Source organism: Actinoplanes sp. NBRC 103695, assembly GCF_030269485.1.
Taxonomy (GTDB): Bacteria; Actinomycetota; Actinomycetes; order Mycobacteriales; family Micromonosporaceae; genus Actinoplanes.
In genome coordinates, this window is the sequence record NZ_BSTL01000008.1 from 254,521 (window position 1) to 269,641 (window position 15,121).

12 protein-coding genes are annotated in these 15,121 nt (G+C 72.6%); 11 read left to right on the forward strand and 1 reads right to left on the reverse strand.

The window, feature by feature from the left end; translation table 11 throughout:
- The first annotated feature begins 23 nt into the window (after positions 1-23).
- The 11 genes from QSK31_RS16390 to QSK31_RS16440 all read left to right on the forward strand — a co-directional run bounded on the left by QSK31_RS16390 (position 24) and on the right by QSK31_RS16440 (position 13,824).
- Positions 24-581 carry a winged helix-turn-helix domain-containing protein gene (locus tag QSK31_RS16390; protein WP_285684803.1) on the forward strand — a complete coding sequence of 186 codons (558 nt, stop codon included), beginning with the start codon at positions 24-26 and terminating at the stop codon, positions 579-581.
- On the forward strand, positions 578-1,843 hold the full coding sequence (locus tag QSK31_RS16395) for an MFS transporter (protein WP_285684804.1): 1,266 nt from the start codon (positions 578-580) through the stop codon (positions 1,841-1,843). The genes QSK31_RS16390 and QSK31_RS16395 overlap by 4 nt, the downstream gene beginning before the upstream one ends.
- Positions 1,819-2,037 (forward strand): hypothetical protein, encoded by a 219-nt coding sequence (locus tag QSK31_RS16400; protein WP_285684806.1) that lies wholly within the window; start codon positions 1,819-1,821, stop codon positions 2,035-2,037. Before QSK31_RS16395 ends, QSK31_RS16400 begins: the two co-directional genes overlap by 25 nt.
- 73 nt (positions 2,038-2,110) lie before the next feature.
- Complete coding sequence (locus QSK31_RS16405; RefSeq protein WP_285684807.1) at positions 2,111-3,664, forward strand: replication-associated recombination protein A; 1,554 nt, start codon at positions 2,111-2,113, stop codon at positions 3,662-3,664.
- Positions 3,661-7,791, forward strand: coding sequence for a hypothetical protein (locus QSK31_RS16410; RefSeq protein ID WP_285684808.1), 4,131 nt, complete (start codon positions 3,661-3,663; stop codon positions 7,789-7,791). The genes QSK31_RS16405 and QSK31_RS16410 overlap by 4 nt, the downstream gene beginning before the upstream one ends.
- Positions 7,792-7,867: 76 nt before the next feature.
- The gene (locus tag QSK31_RS16415) at positions 7,868-8,323 is read left to right on the forward strand and encodes a DUF948 domain-containing protein (RefSeq protein ID WP_285684809.1); all 456 of its coding nucleotides are present in this window, start codon (positions 7,868-7,870) and stop codon (positions 8,321-8,323) included.
- Positions 8,324-8,349: 26 nt separating this feature from the next.
- Positions 8,350-8,655, forward strand: coding sequence for a hypothetical protein (locus QSK31_RS16420; RefSeq protein ID WP_285684810.1), 306 nt, complete (start codon positions 8,350-8,352; stop codon positions 8,653-8,655).
- A complete protein-coding gene (alaS, locus tag QSK31_RS16425) occupies positions 8,652-11,339 on the forward strand; it encodes an alanine--tRNA ligase (RefSeq protein ID WP_285684811.1) in 2,688 nt (895 codons plus the stop codon). The genes QSK31_RS16420 and alaS overlap by 4 nt, the downstream gene beginning before the upstream one ends.
- A 15-nt stretch (positions 11,340-11,354) precedes the next feature.
- Positions 11,355-11,813 (forward strand): Holliday junction resolvase RuvX, encoded by a 459-nt coding sequence (gene ruvX / locus QSK31_RS16430; RefSeq protein ID WP_285684812.1) that lies wholly within the window; start codon positions 11,355-11,357, stop codon positions 11,811-11,813.
- Positions 11,810-13,000, forward strand: coding sequence for an endolytic transglycosylase MltG (mltG, locus tag QSK31_RS16435; protein ID WP_285684813.1), 1,191 nt, complete (start codon positions 11,810-11,812; stop codon positions 12,998-13,000). The genes ruvX and mltG overlap by 4 nt, the downstream gene beginning before the upstream one ends.
- Positions 12,997-13,824: a shikimate dehydrogenase gene (locus QSK31_RS16440; RefSeq protein WP_285684814.1), complete on the forward strand. Its 828-nt coding sequence runs from the start codon at positions 12,997-12,999 to the stop codon at positions 13,822-13,824. The genes mltG and QSK31_RS16440 overlap by 4 nt, the downstream gene beginning before the upstream one ends.
- On the opposite strand, the gene QSK31_RS16445 is transcribed toward QSK31_RS16440, so the two are convergent.
- Positions 13,780-14,997 carry a multidrug effflux MFS transporter gene (locus QSK31_RS16445; RefSeq protein WP_285684815.1) on the reverse strand — a complete coding sequence of 406 codons (1,218 nt, stop codon included), beginning with the start codon at positions 14,995-14,997 and terminating at the stop codon, positions 13,780-13,782. The two genes, QSK31_RS16440 and QSK31_RS16445, sit on opposite strands and share 45 nt — an antisense overlap.
- Positions 14,998-15,121 lie beyond the last annotated feature (124 nt).

The following is a 15,121-nucleotide window of genomic DNA, read 5'->3' on the forward strand; positions in this document are numbered from 1 at the left end:
TTTGCATAACTATTGTGGATAGCGTGACCGACGACCTGAGCCACGTGCATCTCGACGCCCGCCAGATCCGGCGGCTGGCCCACCCGCTGCGCTCCCGGCTGGTCGGTGAGCTGCGGCTGAACGGGCCCGCGACGGCCACCCGGCTGGCCGAGCGGTTCGCGACCAACACCGGTGCGACCAGCTATCACCTGCGGCAGCTCGCCGAGGTGGGGCTGGTCGTCGACGACCCGGGCGGGCACGGCCGGGAGCGCTGGTGGCGGGCCGCGCACGACGTGACGAGCTGGGAGCGCGACGACTTCGCCGGCGACCCGGACGCGCAGGCCGCGGCGGACTGGCTGGTCAGCTCGTACGCGAGGAATGTCGCCGACCGCATCGACACCTGGAACCGCGGCGTCGGCGACGAGCCTGCCGAGTGGCGGGCCGCGGCGCAGTTCAACGACTACATCCTGCGGCTCGACCCGGACGACCTCACCGCGATGCTCGGCGAGCTCGACGACGTGGTCACCCGGTACACGAAGAAGCGCGGCGGCCGGCAGGTGCTGCTCTACCTGTACCCGGTGCCGTTGGAGGCTGAGAAGTGAGGCGCTTCCTGTTTCTGCTCGGGCTGCGCTGGTTCCCGGTCGGGTTGATGATCCCGGTGCTGGTCCTGCTGCCGATGGAACGCGGGTTGAGCATCGCCCAGATCGGCACCGCCGCCGCCGTGCAGGGCATCGTCGTGCTGCTGCTCGAGCTGCCGACCGGCGGCCTCTCCGACGCGATCGGCCGCCGCCCGGTCCTGCTGCTCGCGAGCGCGATCAACGTGGTCGCCCTCGGGGTGCTGGCGATCGCCGACACGCTGCCCCTGTTGATGCTGGTCTTCCTGCTGCAGGGCGTCTTCCGGGCGCTGGACAGCGGCCCGCTCGAGGCCTGGTACGTGGACCGCGCACTGGCCGCCGACCCGGACGCCGACATCGAGACCGGGCTCAGCCGCAGCGGCGTCGTGCTCGGCCTGGCGATCGGCGGCGGCGCCCTGCTCGGCGGCGGGCTGGTCGCGTGGACGTCGCTGCTGGTCCCGGTGCTGGTGGGCGTCGGGTTCGCCGCGATCGACGTGGTCGCGATCGCGCTGCTGCTGACCGAGGACCGGCCGGCCCGGGGCATGGCCGCGCTGGTCGCCTCGGCCCGGGGCGTGCCCGCGGCGATCGGCGGCGCGCTCCGGCTGGCCCGGCGCAACCGGGTGCTCGCCGCCCTGATCGCGGTCGAGCTGTTCTGGGGCTTCGGGATGCCGACCTTCGAGACGCTCATGCCGGTCCGGCTGGCGGGGGTGCTCGGCGACCCCGGCGACGCGGCCGCCCTGATGGGGCCGGCCGGCGCCGCCGCCTGGGCGGCCTCGGCGGTGGGTGCTGCGCTCGTACCCCTGCTGATCAGGCGGATCGGCACCCGCTGGACCGGTTTCACCCTGCGCATCGCGCAGGGCCTGACCATCGGCGGCATGGCCTTGCTGGCCGGACCGGCCGGGATCATCGCCGCCTACCTGCTCTGTTACACGATGCACGGCGCGGCGAACCCGGTGCACTCGGCGCTGCTGCACCGGCAGGTCGACGGGCCGCACCGGGCCAGCGTGCTCTCGCTGAACTCGATGATGTCCCAGCCCGGCTTCGCGCTCGGCATCGTCGTGCTGACCGCGATCGCGGCCGGCGCGGGCACTCCACTGGCGATGGCGGTGGGCGCGGTGGTGCTCGCCGCGGCGGCGCCTCTCTACCTCGTCCACCGTGGAGTTTCAGCAGGTGGCACAGGTGGGTATGACGCGGAGCGAAGTGCTCTCACCCCCGGAGGACAAACATGCTCGCCATTGCCGCAGCCGTAGTTTTCGGCATCTACCTTCTGCTCGACCTGCTCGACGTCGTCCCCAAGGGCGACCTCTTCACTTTCGACACGTTCGCCATGCTCGGGTTGCTGCTGCTGTCGCTCTACCTGGCCGGCGTCGGCAGCGGGCCGCGCTCCGGTTCGGGCAGCGGGGGCGGCCGCCGGTTCTACGGCCGTCGCCCGGGACGCGGCTGACGCATCGACGAGTGGGCCGGCCGTCCTCCGTGCGTTTCGGGCATCGGGGGACGGCCGGTACTCTCTGCTGCTGATGGAACCCGACGGGCTGTTCTCGCTCCAGGCACCCGCGGCGGCCGGGCACTCCGTGCCGCCCGGATTCGCGCCGCCCGCCTCGGACTCGCCGCTGCCCGTCCGGATGCGCCCGGCGACCCTCGATGAGCTGGTCGGACAGCAGCATCTGCTGGCGCCCGGCGCTCCGCTGCGCCAGCTGGTCACCGGCTCCTCACCGATGTCGGTGATCCTCTGGGGCCCGCCCGGGACAGGCAAGACGACGATCGCTCATCTGGTGGCGTCGGCTACCGACCGTAAGTTCGTCGCCATGTCGGCGCTGACCGCCGGCGTCAAGGATGTGCGCTCGGTGATCGACATCGCCCGCCGGGAACGCCGCGCCGGTGGCCCGCCCACCGTCCTGTTCATCGACGAGGTGCACCGCTTCAGCAAGACCCAGCAGGACTCGCTGCTCGCCGCGGTCGAGGATCGCACGGTCGCGTTGCTCGCCGCGACGACCGAAAATCCGTACTTCTCGATCATTTCGCCGCTGCTGTCGCGCTGCGTGCTGCTGACGCTGCACGCGCTCGACGACGACGCGGTGCGCTCCCTGGTGCGGCGCGCGGTCACCGACGAGCGCGGGCTGGGCGGTGCGGTCACGCTCACGTCAGAGGCAGAGGACCATCTGGTACGCCTGGCCGGCGGCGATGTCCGCAAGGCGCTGACGGCGCTGGAGGCCGCCGCGTCGTCCGCCGATGCCCAGGGCGCCGGGGAGATCGACCTGGCCACCGCGGAGAAAGCGGTGGACGTGGCGGCCGTCCGCTACGACCGCGACGGCGACGCCCACTACGACGTGACCAGCGCCTTCATCAAGAGCATGCGTGGCTCCGACCCGGACGCCGCCCTGCACTGGCTGGCCCGGATGCTGGTGGCGGGGGAGGACCCGCGGTTCATCGCCCGGCGCATCGTGATCTTCGCCAGCGAGGACGTCGGGATGGCCGACCCGCAGGCGCTGCTGGTGGCGACCGCCGCTGCCCAGGCCGTACAGAACGTGGGTCTGCCCGAAGCTCAGCTCAACCTGGCGCAGGCGGTCGTGCACTTGGCGACCGCGCCCAAGTCGAACAGCGTGACCACCGCGATCGGCGCGGCCATCGCGGACATCAGGTCGGGACGAGGCGGTGCCGTCCCGGCACATCTTCGCGATGCGCACTACCCCGGCTCGCGTGGTCTTGGTCACGGTCGAGGTTACCGATATCCGCACGATGACCCACGTGGTGTCGTTAAGCAGCAGTATGTCCCGGATGACCTGGTCGGGGCTGATTACTATCAGCCCTCCGAGCACGGCGCCGAACGCGCCGTCGCCGAGCGTCTGCCGAGGCTGCGGCGCATCGTCCGGGGCACTCCCGGGCAGTCGGCGGCCCCGGCGCGGTCGTCGGACGCCTCCCGCGAGGCGCAGCCGTCGAACGGCAGCGCGGGTTCGCCCGTACATTCGGCCGACAGCGCGGCACAGGATTCGACCGTAGGCTCGGCGGCTGGCGACCATATAGACGCCGACCGAGACGACAGCGGCACAGCCGCCGGAGAGGAACAGCCGTGAGCCCGCGCGGTGCCGAACGGCCCGACGACGACGCCGAGCTGCGCACCACGGACCAGGCCGGCCGCAAAGGCCGGCGGTTCGGGCGCGGCCGGCCGGAGCCTGTCGAGCCCGAGGTGATCCCGCAGGAGGAGACCGGCTGGCTGGACGAGCTGCGCACGGCCAAGCAGGAACGCGGCGCGATCGGCCCCGGCAAGGTCAGCGACGGGCGCAGCAGCCGGACCGGCGCGGTGGCTCCCGGGCCGGACGACGAACCCGGCCCGCCGCCCGCGCCGCCCTCATCCACGCGGCCCTCGTCCACGCAGCCCTCATCCGCGCCGGTCAGCCCGGCGCGAGCCCGGTTCGACGAGTCGTGGCAGAACGCGTCCGGGTCGTGGCAGACGACCTCCGGGTCCTGGCAGGCGGCCTCGGTCGAACAACCCCAGGTTCCCGGTCGCGAAGCCGGGCCCGGGCGTGGACGACGGCAGATCGATCCGGGAGGTCCGTCACCCTCGAGCGCGGCCGGCTCCGGTCCCGCTCCGGGCAGCCCGCCTCCCTCCGGCCCCGCTGCTCAGGACAGTCCGGCGCGGGGGTACGGCGGTCCGGCACCGGACAGTCCGGCGCGCGGGTACGGCGGTCCGGCACCGGGCAGCCCGGCCCGTGGATACAGCGGTTCGCCCGCGGGTGTGATCCCGGCCAGCGGGAACGCGCCCGCGGTCCCGCCGGGCGCCACACCTCCGCCGGCCGCGCCCCCGCCCGCCGGTCCGCCCGGTCCGACGCGCGGCACCGGCCGGGTGCCTCTGTCGCCCACGGCCGGTCGGTTGCCCGACCGGGAGCAGCCGTCCGGGCCGATCCGGCGGCCGGGTCTCAGCGATGAGCCCTCGGGGCCGATCCGGCGGCCGCAGAGTCTCGAGGACCAGCCGTCCGGGGTGATCCGGCGCGCTCCGCGGGACGAGCCGTCCGGCCCGATCCCGCGCGGGACGCCGCCCGCGGGCGGGCGTGCCGGCCGGGCCGCTCCCGGTGGACGTCCGCCGGGTGCGCAACCGCCCGCCGGAATGGGTGGGCAGCCTGCCGGAATGGGCCAGCAACCAGCCGGAACGGGTGGGCAACCATCTGGGATGGGTGCGCAACCGCCTCCCGCACCGGGTGTGAGGCCGCCTGCCGGGATGGGTGGGCAGCCGCCCGCGGGCACCGGCCGGGTGGCTCCGCCGGATGGCGGCGGACGGCACGCGAGCGGCGAGTTCGCCCAGGTCGCACCGCCTCCCGCGCGCGGGCGTGGCGCGGCCGGCCCGGAAGTCGAGGGCACCGGACGGCACGGGCTGCCGGAGCCGGGCCACCGCACCGGACCGATCCCGCAGGGACAGCGCGGCATGCCGCCGTCGGGTACGCAGCAGCCGCAGGGACAACGTGGCATGCAGCCGCCGCCCGGGACGCAGCCGCAAGGGGCACGCGCGCGCGGGCCGCAGCCGCCGGACACTCAGCAGCCCGGAACGCAGCAGCCCGGAACGCATCAGCACGGGACGCAACAGCCGGGTCCGCAGGCCACCGGAACGCAGCCGCGGCCCGGTGGACGTGCGCCTGGTACGGGCCGGCCTACCGGCAGCATCGCGGGTGTCGGGCCGACCGGGCAGCCGGTGCGGGCCACCGCCAGCATCGTGCCGCCGGTCGTGCCCGGACGCGAGGGCGCGCGGGCTCCGGCGATCCCGGGGCGTGCGGGAGCGATGGCGGACAGCCCTTCCGGGCCGATTCGTCGTCCGGGCGAGCAGACCGGCCGCGGCACCGGACGGATGCCCCGGCCGACGCAGCCCGGCCAGCGTCAGCCCGGCGGCCAGCGTCAGCCCGGTGACCAGCGTCAGCCCGGTGACCAGGGCCCGAACGCCCTCCACGGCGACCCGCGACGCCCCGACCAGGCGCCGAACGACCCGCAGGGCCAGCGCCCGGGCCGCCGCGGACCGCAGGACGGGCCGACACGCGCCGGTCGCGCTGCTCCGCGCCCGCAGCCGGGCGAGACCAGCCAGCCCCTCCCAGGGCGAGCAGGCCGGGCACCCGGCGTCGAGGACAGCCAGGGAATGCCGCTCCGCGCGGGCCGTCCGCCGGGCGTCGAGGACAGCCAGAGCTTCCCGGCCCAGGCCGGCCGGGCCCCGGGTGTGGACGACAGCCAAGGTTTCCCGGCTCGCGCCGGTCGGCCGCCGGGTGTCGAGGACAGTCAGGGCTTCCCGGCTCGCGCTGGTCGGGTGCCGGGTGTCGAGGACAGTCAGGGTTTCGCGGCTCGTGGTGGTCGTGCGCCGGGTGTCGAGGACAGTCAGGGCTTTGCGACGCGCTCGGGTCGGGGCCCGGGTGTCGAGGACAGTCAGGGGCTGGCGATCCGGGCCGGTTCGCCGGGGCGGGCGAGCGTGCCCGCGCCCGAAGCCGGTCCGTCGGCGCCGGGGCGGGCTTCGGTGCCGGCTCCGCCCGCGGGTCGCGCGGACGCGCCGTCGCGGGCCGAGCAGACGGGGCCGCGGGCCCGGTTCGCGACCGGTGAGTTCAGCCGCGCCTCGCTGACCGGGGCGGCCGAGGCCGGGTGGGCCGTGGTTCCCGGACAGGTGAGCCCGAGCGCGCGGCCGGTGTCGCCGGCCGACGAGACGGCGGGTCGTCCGGGGATGCGCCGCGGCGGGCGGCACAGCGGGGAGTTCACCCAGGTCGAGCCCGGGGAATCGACCGGCGGACGGCACAGCGGCGGCGAACCCGCGGGGCGTGCGGCGGTGCCGGCGCCCGGCGAGCCGCGGACGCACGGCCGGCACAGCGGCGAGTTCACGCAGGTCCAGTCGCGCGCCGCCGGTGGGGCCGGCCGGGCAGGTGTGCCGGTGCCGGGCGACGTCAGCCAGGCCATCCCACGCCACGGCGCACCGGAGCCGTCCGGCCGCGCGAACGTGGCCGAGCCGTCCGGCCGCGCGAGTGTGGCTGAGCCGACGGGCCGCGCGAGTGTGGCTGAGCCGACGGGCCGCGCGAGTGTGGCTGAGCCGACGGGCCGCGCGAGCGTGACTGAGCCGACCGGGCGCGCGAGCATGACTGAGCCGACCGGGCGCGCGAGTGTGGCCCTGCCCAGCGATGTGAGCCAGGCCATCCCGGGCCGCGCGGCGGTCAGCCCGCCTAACCAGGCCCGCGCGACCGTCACCCCGCCGGGTGATGTCAGCCAGGCGCTGCCGGGCCGTGCGTCGGTCCCGGGTGACGTGAGTCAAGCGTTGCCGGGGCGGGCTTCGGTGCCGGGCGAGGTGACCAAGGCGGGCCGGGCGTCCGTCTCAGGGGACGTCAGCCAGGCGTTGCCGGGCCGGGCCTCGGTGGCGGTGCCCAGCGACGTCGGCCAGGCTGTGCCGGGCGAGGTGAGCCAGGCGATGCCGGGCCGGGCCGTGGTCGCCGCGGCGGCCGTGGCCGCGCCACGGCGGGATGCGCCTGGCCGGCAGCCGGAAACGGAAGCTCCGGGCGTACCCGGGGAAGAGCCTGAAGCTGGCGCGCTCCGCACCAAGCTGCGGTCGCAGCGCCGTCTGAGGCTGGCCGCCCTGATCGCCGCGAGCGTCATCGCGCTGGTCCTGCTGCCCGCGATCGCCGCGCTCCGGACGATGAGCTCGGACCCGGTGTTCGCCTCGCTCGACTCGCTGGAGCTCCCGTCCTGGGCATCGAGCGAGGTCGACGACCGCAGCAGCGGCAGCCGGTGGTGCTACCTGGAGTGTCAGTTCCGGGAGCGCACCGCGCAGTCGGGGCAGCCGTCCGACGAGACCACCAAGGTGTACGCCGCGGCGCTCACCAAGGCCGGCTGGCAGCCGTGGAAGGTGGAGAGCTGCCCGGACCAGCCGATCACCGACGGCAAGTACAGCTGCTGGCGCCGCGACGAGTTCACTCTGGACCTGTGGGTACGCCAGCCGGAGTGCGCGGTGGACGCCGTAGCCGCACAGGACCCGGAGGCGCTGCCGTCACTCGGGCCGGACGGCGGGGTGGTGCCGACCGGGCCGCCGAAGGACTGCAAGGGCGCGACCGTCAGCATCAAGGTGCAGACCGCCGTCGCCGACACGCGTGGCAAGCCGCAGCCGGCGGTGGATCCGTCGCTGGTGGGCGAGACGCCGGACCCGCAGGTGCCGAGTGATCCGGTCCTCGAGCCGACACCGTCACCGTCGTGACGCGGTGACTGGTCACTGACGGTAGGGTCTGCACGTTGTCCTGCCGCAGTTGATCGGTTGTAAAGAGGAGAGGCTCATGAACGCCGGAGAAATCGCAGGTCTGATCGCGGCGGGCGCCTTCCTGATGCTCGTCCTGTTCCTGGCCGTGCCGATCCTGAAACTGGGTCGCACCGTCGACGCCGCGACCCGCGCGATCAACGAGGTCACCGAGCGGACCGGGCCGTTACTCGGCAACGTCAACGAGACCGTGGAGGGCGTGAACACCGCGCTGAGCCAGGTGCAGGTCTCGCTCGACGGGGTGAACGTGCAGCTGGCGAAGGTGGACACGATGACCAGCCACGCGCAGAACGTCACCGCGAGCGTCGCCAACCTGGCCACCGTCGTCTCCGCCGCCGCGGCCAACCCGCTGATCAAGGTCGCGTCGTTCGGGTACGGCCTGCGCAAGGCCGCCTCCGCCCGCCGGCATGCCGAGGACGAGCGCGAGGTTCGCGCCACGCTCAAGCAGCGCCGCAAGGCCGCCCGGGCCCGCTGACCACTTCCGGAAGGAAACCCGTACACATGAAGCGCCTGCTTTGGCTGGGGGCCGGCCTGGCCGTCGGCGCCCTCGTGGTCCGCCAGCTGACCAAGAAGGCCAACCAGTACACCCCGTCCGGCATCGCGACGTCGCTGTCGGAATCCGCTGGCGGCCTGGTCGAGTCGCTGCGTAGCTTCGTTGATGACGTACGCGACGGCATGGCCGAGCGGGAGAACGAGATCCACGAGGCGTTCGCCGCGGGCGAGTTGTACCAGGACGAGTTCGCCGAGCTGCGTGAGGACACGCAGGACGGCACGGTGGGGCGGCACGCCCAGGAGGGTCAGCGATGAGGACCGCGGAGATCAAGCGGCGCTTTCTGGCGCATTTCGAGGCCAACGGGCACACGGTCGTGCCGAGTGCCCCGCTGCCCGCCATCGACGACCCGAACCTGCTGTTCATCAACGCCGGCATGGTGCAGTTCGTGCCGTTCTTCCTCGGTCAGCAGGCGCCACCGTACTCACGTGCGGTGAGTGTGCAGAAGTGCATCCGGACGCCGGACATCGACGAGGTCGGCAAGACGTCGCGGCACGGCACGTTCTTCCAGATGAACGGCAACTTCTCGTTCGGCGACTACTTCAAGGCGGGCGCGATCCCGCTGGCGTGGGAGCTGTCCACCAAGCCGGTCGAGCAGGGCGGCTTCGGACTCGACCCGGAGAAGATCTGGGCGACGGTCTACCTCGACGACGACGAGGCGATCGAGATCTGGAAGCAGCAGCCGGGCATGTCGCCGGACCGGATCGTGCGCCGCGGCAAGAAGGACAACTTCTGGTCGATGGGCATCCCCGGACCCGCGGGTCCGTGCTCGGAGCTCTACTACGACCGCGGCCCGGCGTACGGCCCGGACGGCGGCCCGGAGGTCGACGAGGACCGGTTCCTGGAGTACTGGAACCTGGTCTTCATGCAGCACGAGATCACCGACGTGAGGTCGAAAGAGGACTTCACGATCGTCGGTGACCTGCCGAAACAGAACATCGACACGGGCATGGGCCTGGAGCGGATCGCGTCGATCCTGCAGGGCGTCGACAACCTGTACGAGATCGACGAGGTGCGCCCCGTCCTCGCTCGCGCGGCGGAGCTCACCGGCAAGATGTACGGCGCGCACTCCGGCAAGTCGGCCCACGAGTCGCACCCGGACGACGTGCGGCTGCGCGTGATCGCCGACCACGTCCGCACCTCGCTGATGCTGATCGGCGACGGCGTGACCCCGTCCAACGAGGGCCGCGGCTACGTGCTGCGCCGCATCATGCGCCGGGCGATCCGGGCGATGCGCCTGCTCGGCTGGCAGGGCCGGTCGTTCGAGGAACTGCTGCCGGTGGCGCGGGACTGCATGTCTCCGTCCTATCCGGAGCTGGAGAAGGAGTTCGGGCGGATCTCGCAGTACGCGTACGCGGAGGAGGACGCGTTCCTTTCCACACTGCGGGCGGGCACCACGATCCTGGACACCGCGATCACCGAGACGAAGGCCGCCAAGCAGGCGAAACTCTCCGGCGACAAGGCGTTCCAGCTGCACGACACGTACGGCTTCCCGATCGACCTGACCCTGGAGATCGCGCAGGAGCAGGGTCTCGAGGTCGACCAGGAGGGCTTCCGCCGGCTGATGGCCGACCAGCGGGCCCGGGCGAAGGCGGACGCGGCGGCGCGCAAGACCGGCCACGTCGACCTGTCGGCGTACCGGAACGTGCTCGACCAGGGCGGCCCGGTGGAGTTCACCGGCTACCAGGAGGTCAGCCGCGAGTCGCGGGTGCGCGCGCTGCTCAGCGGTGACGGCGCCAGCCTGCCGGTGGCGGGCGAGGGCGACTACGTCGAGCTGGTGCTGGACGCGACCCCGTTCTACGCCGAGGGCGGTGGCCAGCAGGCGGACACCGGCATCATCAACGTGGGCGGCGGCCGGCTCGAGGTGATCGACGTGCAGACGCCGGTGCCGGGGCTGGTCGTGCACCGGGCGCGTGTGCTGCGCGGCGAGGTGCGTACCGGTGAGGCGGGTTTCGCGGAGATCGACGTGACCCGGCGCAAGGCGATCTCCCGTTCGCACACCGCGACCCATCTGATCCACCAGACCATGCGGTCGTTCCTCGGCGAGTCGGCGACGCAGGCCGGTTCGCTGAACGCGCCCGGCCGGCTGCGGTTCGACTTCAACACTCCCGGCGCGGTCTCGCCGGCCGTGCTGCAGGACGTGGAGCAGCAGGTCAACGAGGTGCTGCTGCGCGACCTCGAGGTGCACGCGTTCATCACCTCCCAGGAGGAAGCGCGCCGGCTGGGTGCGATGGCGCTGTTCGGCGAGAAGTACGGCGACGAGGTCCGCGTGGTCGAGGTCGGTGACTACGCGCGTGAACTGTGTGGTGGAACACATGTCGCGCGGTCCGGCCAGCTGGGCCTGGTGAAGATCCTCTCCGAGGCGTCGATCGGTTCCGGTGTGCGCCGCGTCGAGGCGCTGGTCGGCATCGACGCGTTCGGCTTCCTGGCCAAGGAGCACCTGCTGGTGTCCCGGCTGGCCGAGCTCTTCCGGGTGCCCGGTGACCAGGTCGCCGACCGGGTGGAGCAGACGGTCACCGCGTTGCGCGACGCGGAGAAGGAGCTGGAGAAGCTTCGTGCGCAGATGGTGCTCGGTGGGGCCGGTGCACTCGCCCAGCAGGCCCGTGACCTGGGGGGCGTGGCGTTCGTCGGAACCGAGGCTCCGGAGGGCGCGGCGGGGAACGACGTGCGTACGCTGGCTCAGGAGATCCGCGGCAAGATCGACCACAGCCGTCCCGCGGTGGTCGCGGTCGCGGCCCGGGCGAACGGCAAGGCGACGCTGATCGTGGCGGTCAACGCGGCGGCGAAGTCCCGCGGGCTCGCCGCGAGTGATCTGGTCAAGGGCGCGCTGTCCGGCCGGGGTGGCGGTAACGCCGACCTTGCGCAGGGTGGCGGCGTTCCGGCCGATCAGGTTCCGTCGCTGCTGGCGGCGGTGGAGAAGGCGGTCGGCGAGGCCGCCTGATTACAGGGGGTGGCCATGCCTGTACTACCTCGGGGTAGGCGGCTGGGCGTCGATGTCGGTAAGGTCCGTGTCGGGGTCGCGATGTGCGACCCCGACGGGATCCTGGCAACCCCTTTGGCCACGGTGTCCCGTGACATGGGTGCGGCCGCCGATTCCGTACCCGCTGACATAGCTGAGCTCAACCGGCTCGTGGGGGAACACGAGGCGGTGCAGATCGTGGTGGGCCTCCCGGTGCGTCTCAATGGCGACGAGGGGCCTGCCGCCATCGACATTCGTGCGTACGCTGGGCGACTGGCGAGCGCGGTTGACCCCGTGCCCGTCGTCCTGACGGACGAGAGGATGTCGACCGTGGTGGCGACCCGTAGGCTGGCCGAACGTGGCATCCGAGGGAAGCGGCAGCGGGCGGTGGTCGATCAGGCCGCCGCGGTGGAGATCCTGCAGAGCTGGCTGGACGCGCAGCGGAGGCAGACATGATCGACGAGCTTGACCTGGCATTCGAGGAGCATGCCGAGCGGGGGAGACCCCGGCACCGGCGCGGCGGCAAGGGCGGCAAGGGTAAGAGCGGCGCGAAATCCGCGGTCGCCTTCCTGATGGCCTTCGTCCTGCTCGGAGTCCTCGGTGGCGGCGTGTACCTCGGGTACAACAAGATCCGTGACTTCTTCACCGCGGCCGACTACGACGGCGCGGGCACCGGCACGGTTCAGGTGCAGATCAAGGCGAACTCGTCGCTCACCGAGATGGGCAACGTGCTGGTCGGGGCCGATGTGGTGAAGAGCACAAAGGCCTTCACCCAGGCCGCGGAGAAGAACCCCCGCGGCAAGAACATCCAGTCGGGCACCTTCAACCTGAAGAAGCAGATGTCCGCCGACGCTGCCGTGACCGCACTGCTCGATCCGAAATCCCGGGTCAGCAACGGCATCACGATCACCGAGGGCATGACCTCCTTCGACGTGTACGCGAAGCTGTCCAAGGCGACCGGGGTGCCACTGGCCGATTTCAAGGCCGCGGCGAAGGATCCCGAGGCTCTCGGTGTGCCGGATTTCTGGTTCAACCGGACGGACAAGCAGAAGGTCACCAAATCGATCGAGGGCTTCCTCTTCCCGGACACGTACGAGTTCGAACCCAAGGCCACCGCCGAGCAGATGCTCACCGAGATGGTGAACCATTTCCTGAGCGTGGCCGAGAAGGTCGACTTCGTGAACCAGGTGCAGGCCAACCGCAAGATCAGCCCGTACGAGGCGCTGACCGTCGCGTCCCTGGCCGAGGCTGAGGCGGGCAACAAGGACGATCTCGGCAAGGTCGCCCGGGTGGCCTACAACCGCATCTACGGCGGTAACTTCCCGTGCAGCTGCCTGCAGTTCGACGTCGGGATCAACTACTACTACCAGGTGCAGGGCAAGCCCAAGAAGCCGTCGAAGAGCATGACGACCGCCGAGCTCAACGACACGAAGAACCCGTATCGGACGCACAACAAGCCGGGCCTGACGCCGACGCCGATCAACAACCCCGGCGAGAACGCGTTGAAGGCGGCGATGAACCCGCCGGCCGGGCCGTGGCTGTTCTTCGTGGCGATCGACAAGCAGGGCCACTCGGCGTTCGCGGCGACCCTGGACCAGCACAACAAGAACAGGAAGATCGCCGAGAAGAACGGCGTGCTGTGACAGCTGGTCGCCGGGCCGCCGTCTGCGGCAAGCCGATCGGGCATTCGCTGTCGCCGGTCATCCACACCGCCGGGTTCGCCGCGGCCGGGCTGCCGGACTGGACGTACACCGCGATCGAGTGCGCGGCGGCGGAACTGCCCGACCTGGTCGCCGGGCTCGGCCCGGAGTGGGCCGGGCTGTCGTTGACGATGCCTCTCAAGGAGGTCGCGCTGACGCTGGCCGCCACGGCGACTCCCGAGGCGGTCGCGGTCGGCGCGGCGAACACACTGGTCCGGCGGGGCGGTGCCTGGCACGCGGACAACACCGACATTCCCGGCATGGTGCGTGTGCTGCGCCGTGCCGGGGTGGGGTCCGCGCCGGCCGTCACGGTGCTGGGCGGCGGCGGCACGGCCCGGGCGGCGCTGGCGGCGGCCTCGCTGCTGGGCGCCCGACGGGTGACCCTGGTGACGCGCCGGCCCACCGCGGCCGCGGAGCTGGCGCCGGTCGCGGCCACGCTCGGCATCGCGCTCGAACCCCTGGACTGGTCGAAGGCGGCCGACGCGTTCGACGCCGACGCGGTGATCTCCACGGTGCCGAAAGGCGCGGCCGACGAGCTGGCGGCCGCGGTCCGCTGGCGGCCCGGGACGGTGCTGTTCGACGCGATCTACGACCCGTGGCCGACGCCGCTGGCCGCTGCCGCGACCGCGGCCGGCCTCCGGGTGGCGTCCGGCCTGGACCTGTTGCTCGCGCAGGCGCTGGGCCAGTTCGAGCACTTCACAGGGGTACGCCCGGCGCCGGAGTCAGCGATGCGCGATGCCATGACCGCTGCCGCCGCCCTCCGCTGACGTCAGCGTCACCACGGCGGCCAGGCTGATCGCCGAGGCGGACAGGATCACGGCACTCGTCGGGAGGCCGCGACCGGGGTCGCCGAGCGCTCCGACCAGGGGCGTGATCAGGGCGGCGATCGTCATCTGAAGGCCGCCGAGCAGGGCCGCGGCGGTACCGGCTCGTTCCGGGTGGCGGTCCAGGGCGAGGGCGGTGGCGTTCGGGGACACCATGCCGATCGTGGACACCAGCGCGAAGAAGCCGACGGCCAGCAGGGGCAGAAGCCCGGCCACCGCCGCCACCACGGCGATCACGCCGGCGCCGACCTGCGCGATCATCGTCGCCACGAGCAGGGGCCGCGGGGCGAAGCGGTTGAGCAGCCACCCGTTGACCTGGCTGAGCGCGAGCAGCCCGCAGGCGTTCACCCCGAACAGGACGGCGAACGTGGTGGGCGTCAGGCCGTACCCGTCCTGGAGAACGAACGACGACCCGGAGATGTAGGCGAACAGCGCGGCCAGCGACATGCCCTGAGCGACGGCGTAGCCGAGGAAGATCCGGTCCGCGAACAGGGTCCGCGCGGTGGCGAGCAGGTCGCCGAGCCCACCCGTGCTGCGCCGGTCGTCGGCCAGCGTCTCGGGCAGGAGCGTGACGACCAGCCCGGCGAGCAGCGCACCGAACAGGCCCAGCGTCACGAAGATCCCGTGCCAGGAGGTCAGGCGCAGCACCACGCTGCCGAGGGCGGGCGCGGCGATCGGCGCCAGGCCGAGGATGAGCGTCAGCCGGGAGAAGTACTTGGCGGCCGCCACGCCGGAGTGCAGGTCGCGCACGATGGCGCGGGCCACCACGATGCCGATGCCGCCGGCCAGCCCCTGCACGAACCGCAGCCCGATCAGCGTCGGCGCGGACGGCGCCAGGGCGATGGCCGTGGACGCCACGGCGTAGGCGGTCATCCCGAAGATCGCCACCGGGCGGCGGCCGAGGCGGTCGCTGACCGGGCCGAAGATCAACTGGCCCGCGGCGAGACCCAGCAGGCAGGTGGTGAGCGACAGCTGCACCTGCGCCGGTGGCACGCCGAGGTCGGCGCCGATCTCGGGGAAGGCCGGCAGGTACATGTCCAGCGACAGCGGCCCGAACGCGGTCATCAGCCCGAGCAGCACCACCAGGAGGGCGCCGCCGTGCCGGGAAGATCGCATCCTGGCCAGGCTATCCATGCCGCCGCTTTGCTCTGCTTACTCATACGCACCATCCCGCCGGTGCCCGCTTGGCGGGACGGCGCCGGGGTGCCCGGGCAGCGCGTCGGCCGCGTGACAGACTGTT

Excerpts from the sequence above, each read along its gene's own strand:
- QSK31_RS16400 (WP_285684806.1), top strand. The coding sequence starts at position 1,819 with ATGCTCGCCATTGCCGCAGCCGTAGTTTTCGGCATCTACCTTCTGCTC.
- QSK31_RS16405 (WP_285684807.1), top strand. The coding sequence starts at position 2,111 with ATGGAACCCGACGGGCTGTTCTCGCTCCAGGCACCCGCGGCGGCCGGG.
- QSK31_RS16415 (WP_285684809.1), top strand. The coding sequence starts at position 7,868 with ATGAACGCCGGAGAAATCGCAGGTCTGATCGCGGCGGGCGCCTTCCTG.
- QSK31_RS16420 (WP_285684810.1), top strand. The coding sequence starts at position 8,350 with ATGAAGCGCCTGCTTTGGCTGGGGGCCGGCCTGGCCGTCGGCGCCCTC.
- alaS (WP_285684811.1), top strand. The coding sequence starts at position 8,652 with ATGAGGACCGCGGAGATCAAGCGGCGCTTTCTGGCGCATTTCGAGGCC.
- ruvX (WP_285684812.1), top strand. The coding sequence starts at position 11,355 with ATGCCTGTACTACCTCGGGGTAGGCGGCTGGGCGTCGATGTCGGTAAG.
- mltG (WP_285684813.1), top strand. The coding sequence starts at position 11,810 with ATGATCGACGAGCTTGACCTGGCATTCGAGGAGCATGCCGAGCGGGGG.
- QSK31_RS16445 (WP_285684815.1), bottom strand. The coding sequence starts at position 14,997 with ATGCGATCTTCCCGGCACGGCGGCGCCCTCCTGGTGGTGCTGCTCGGG.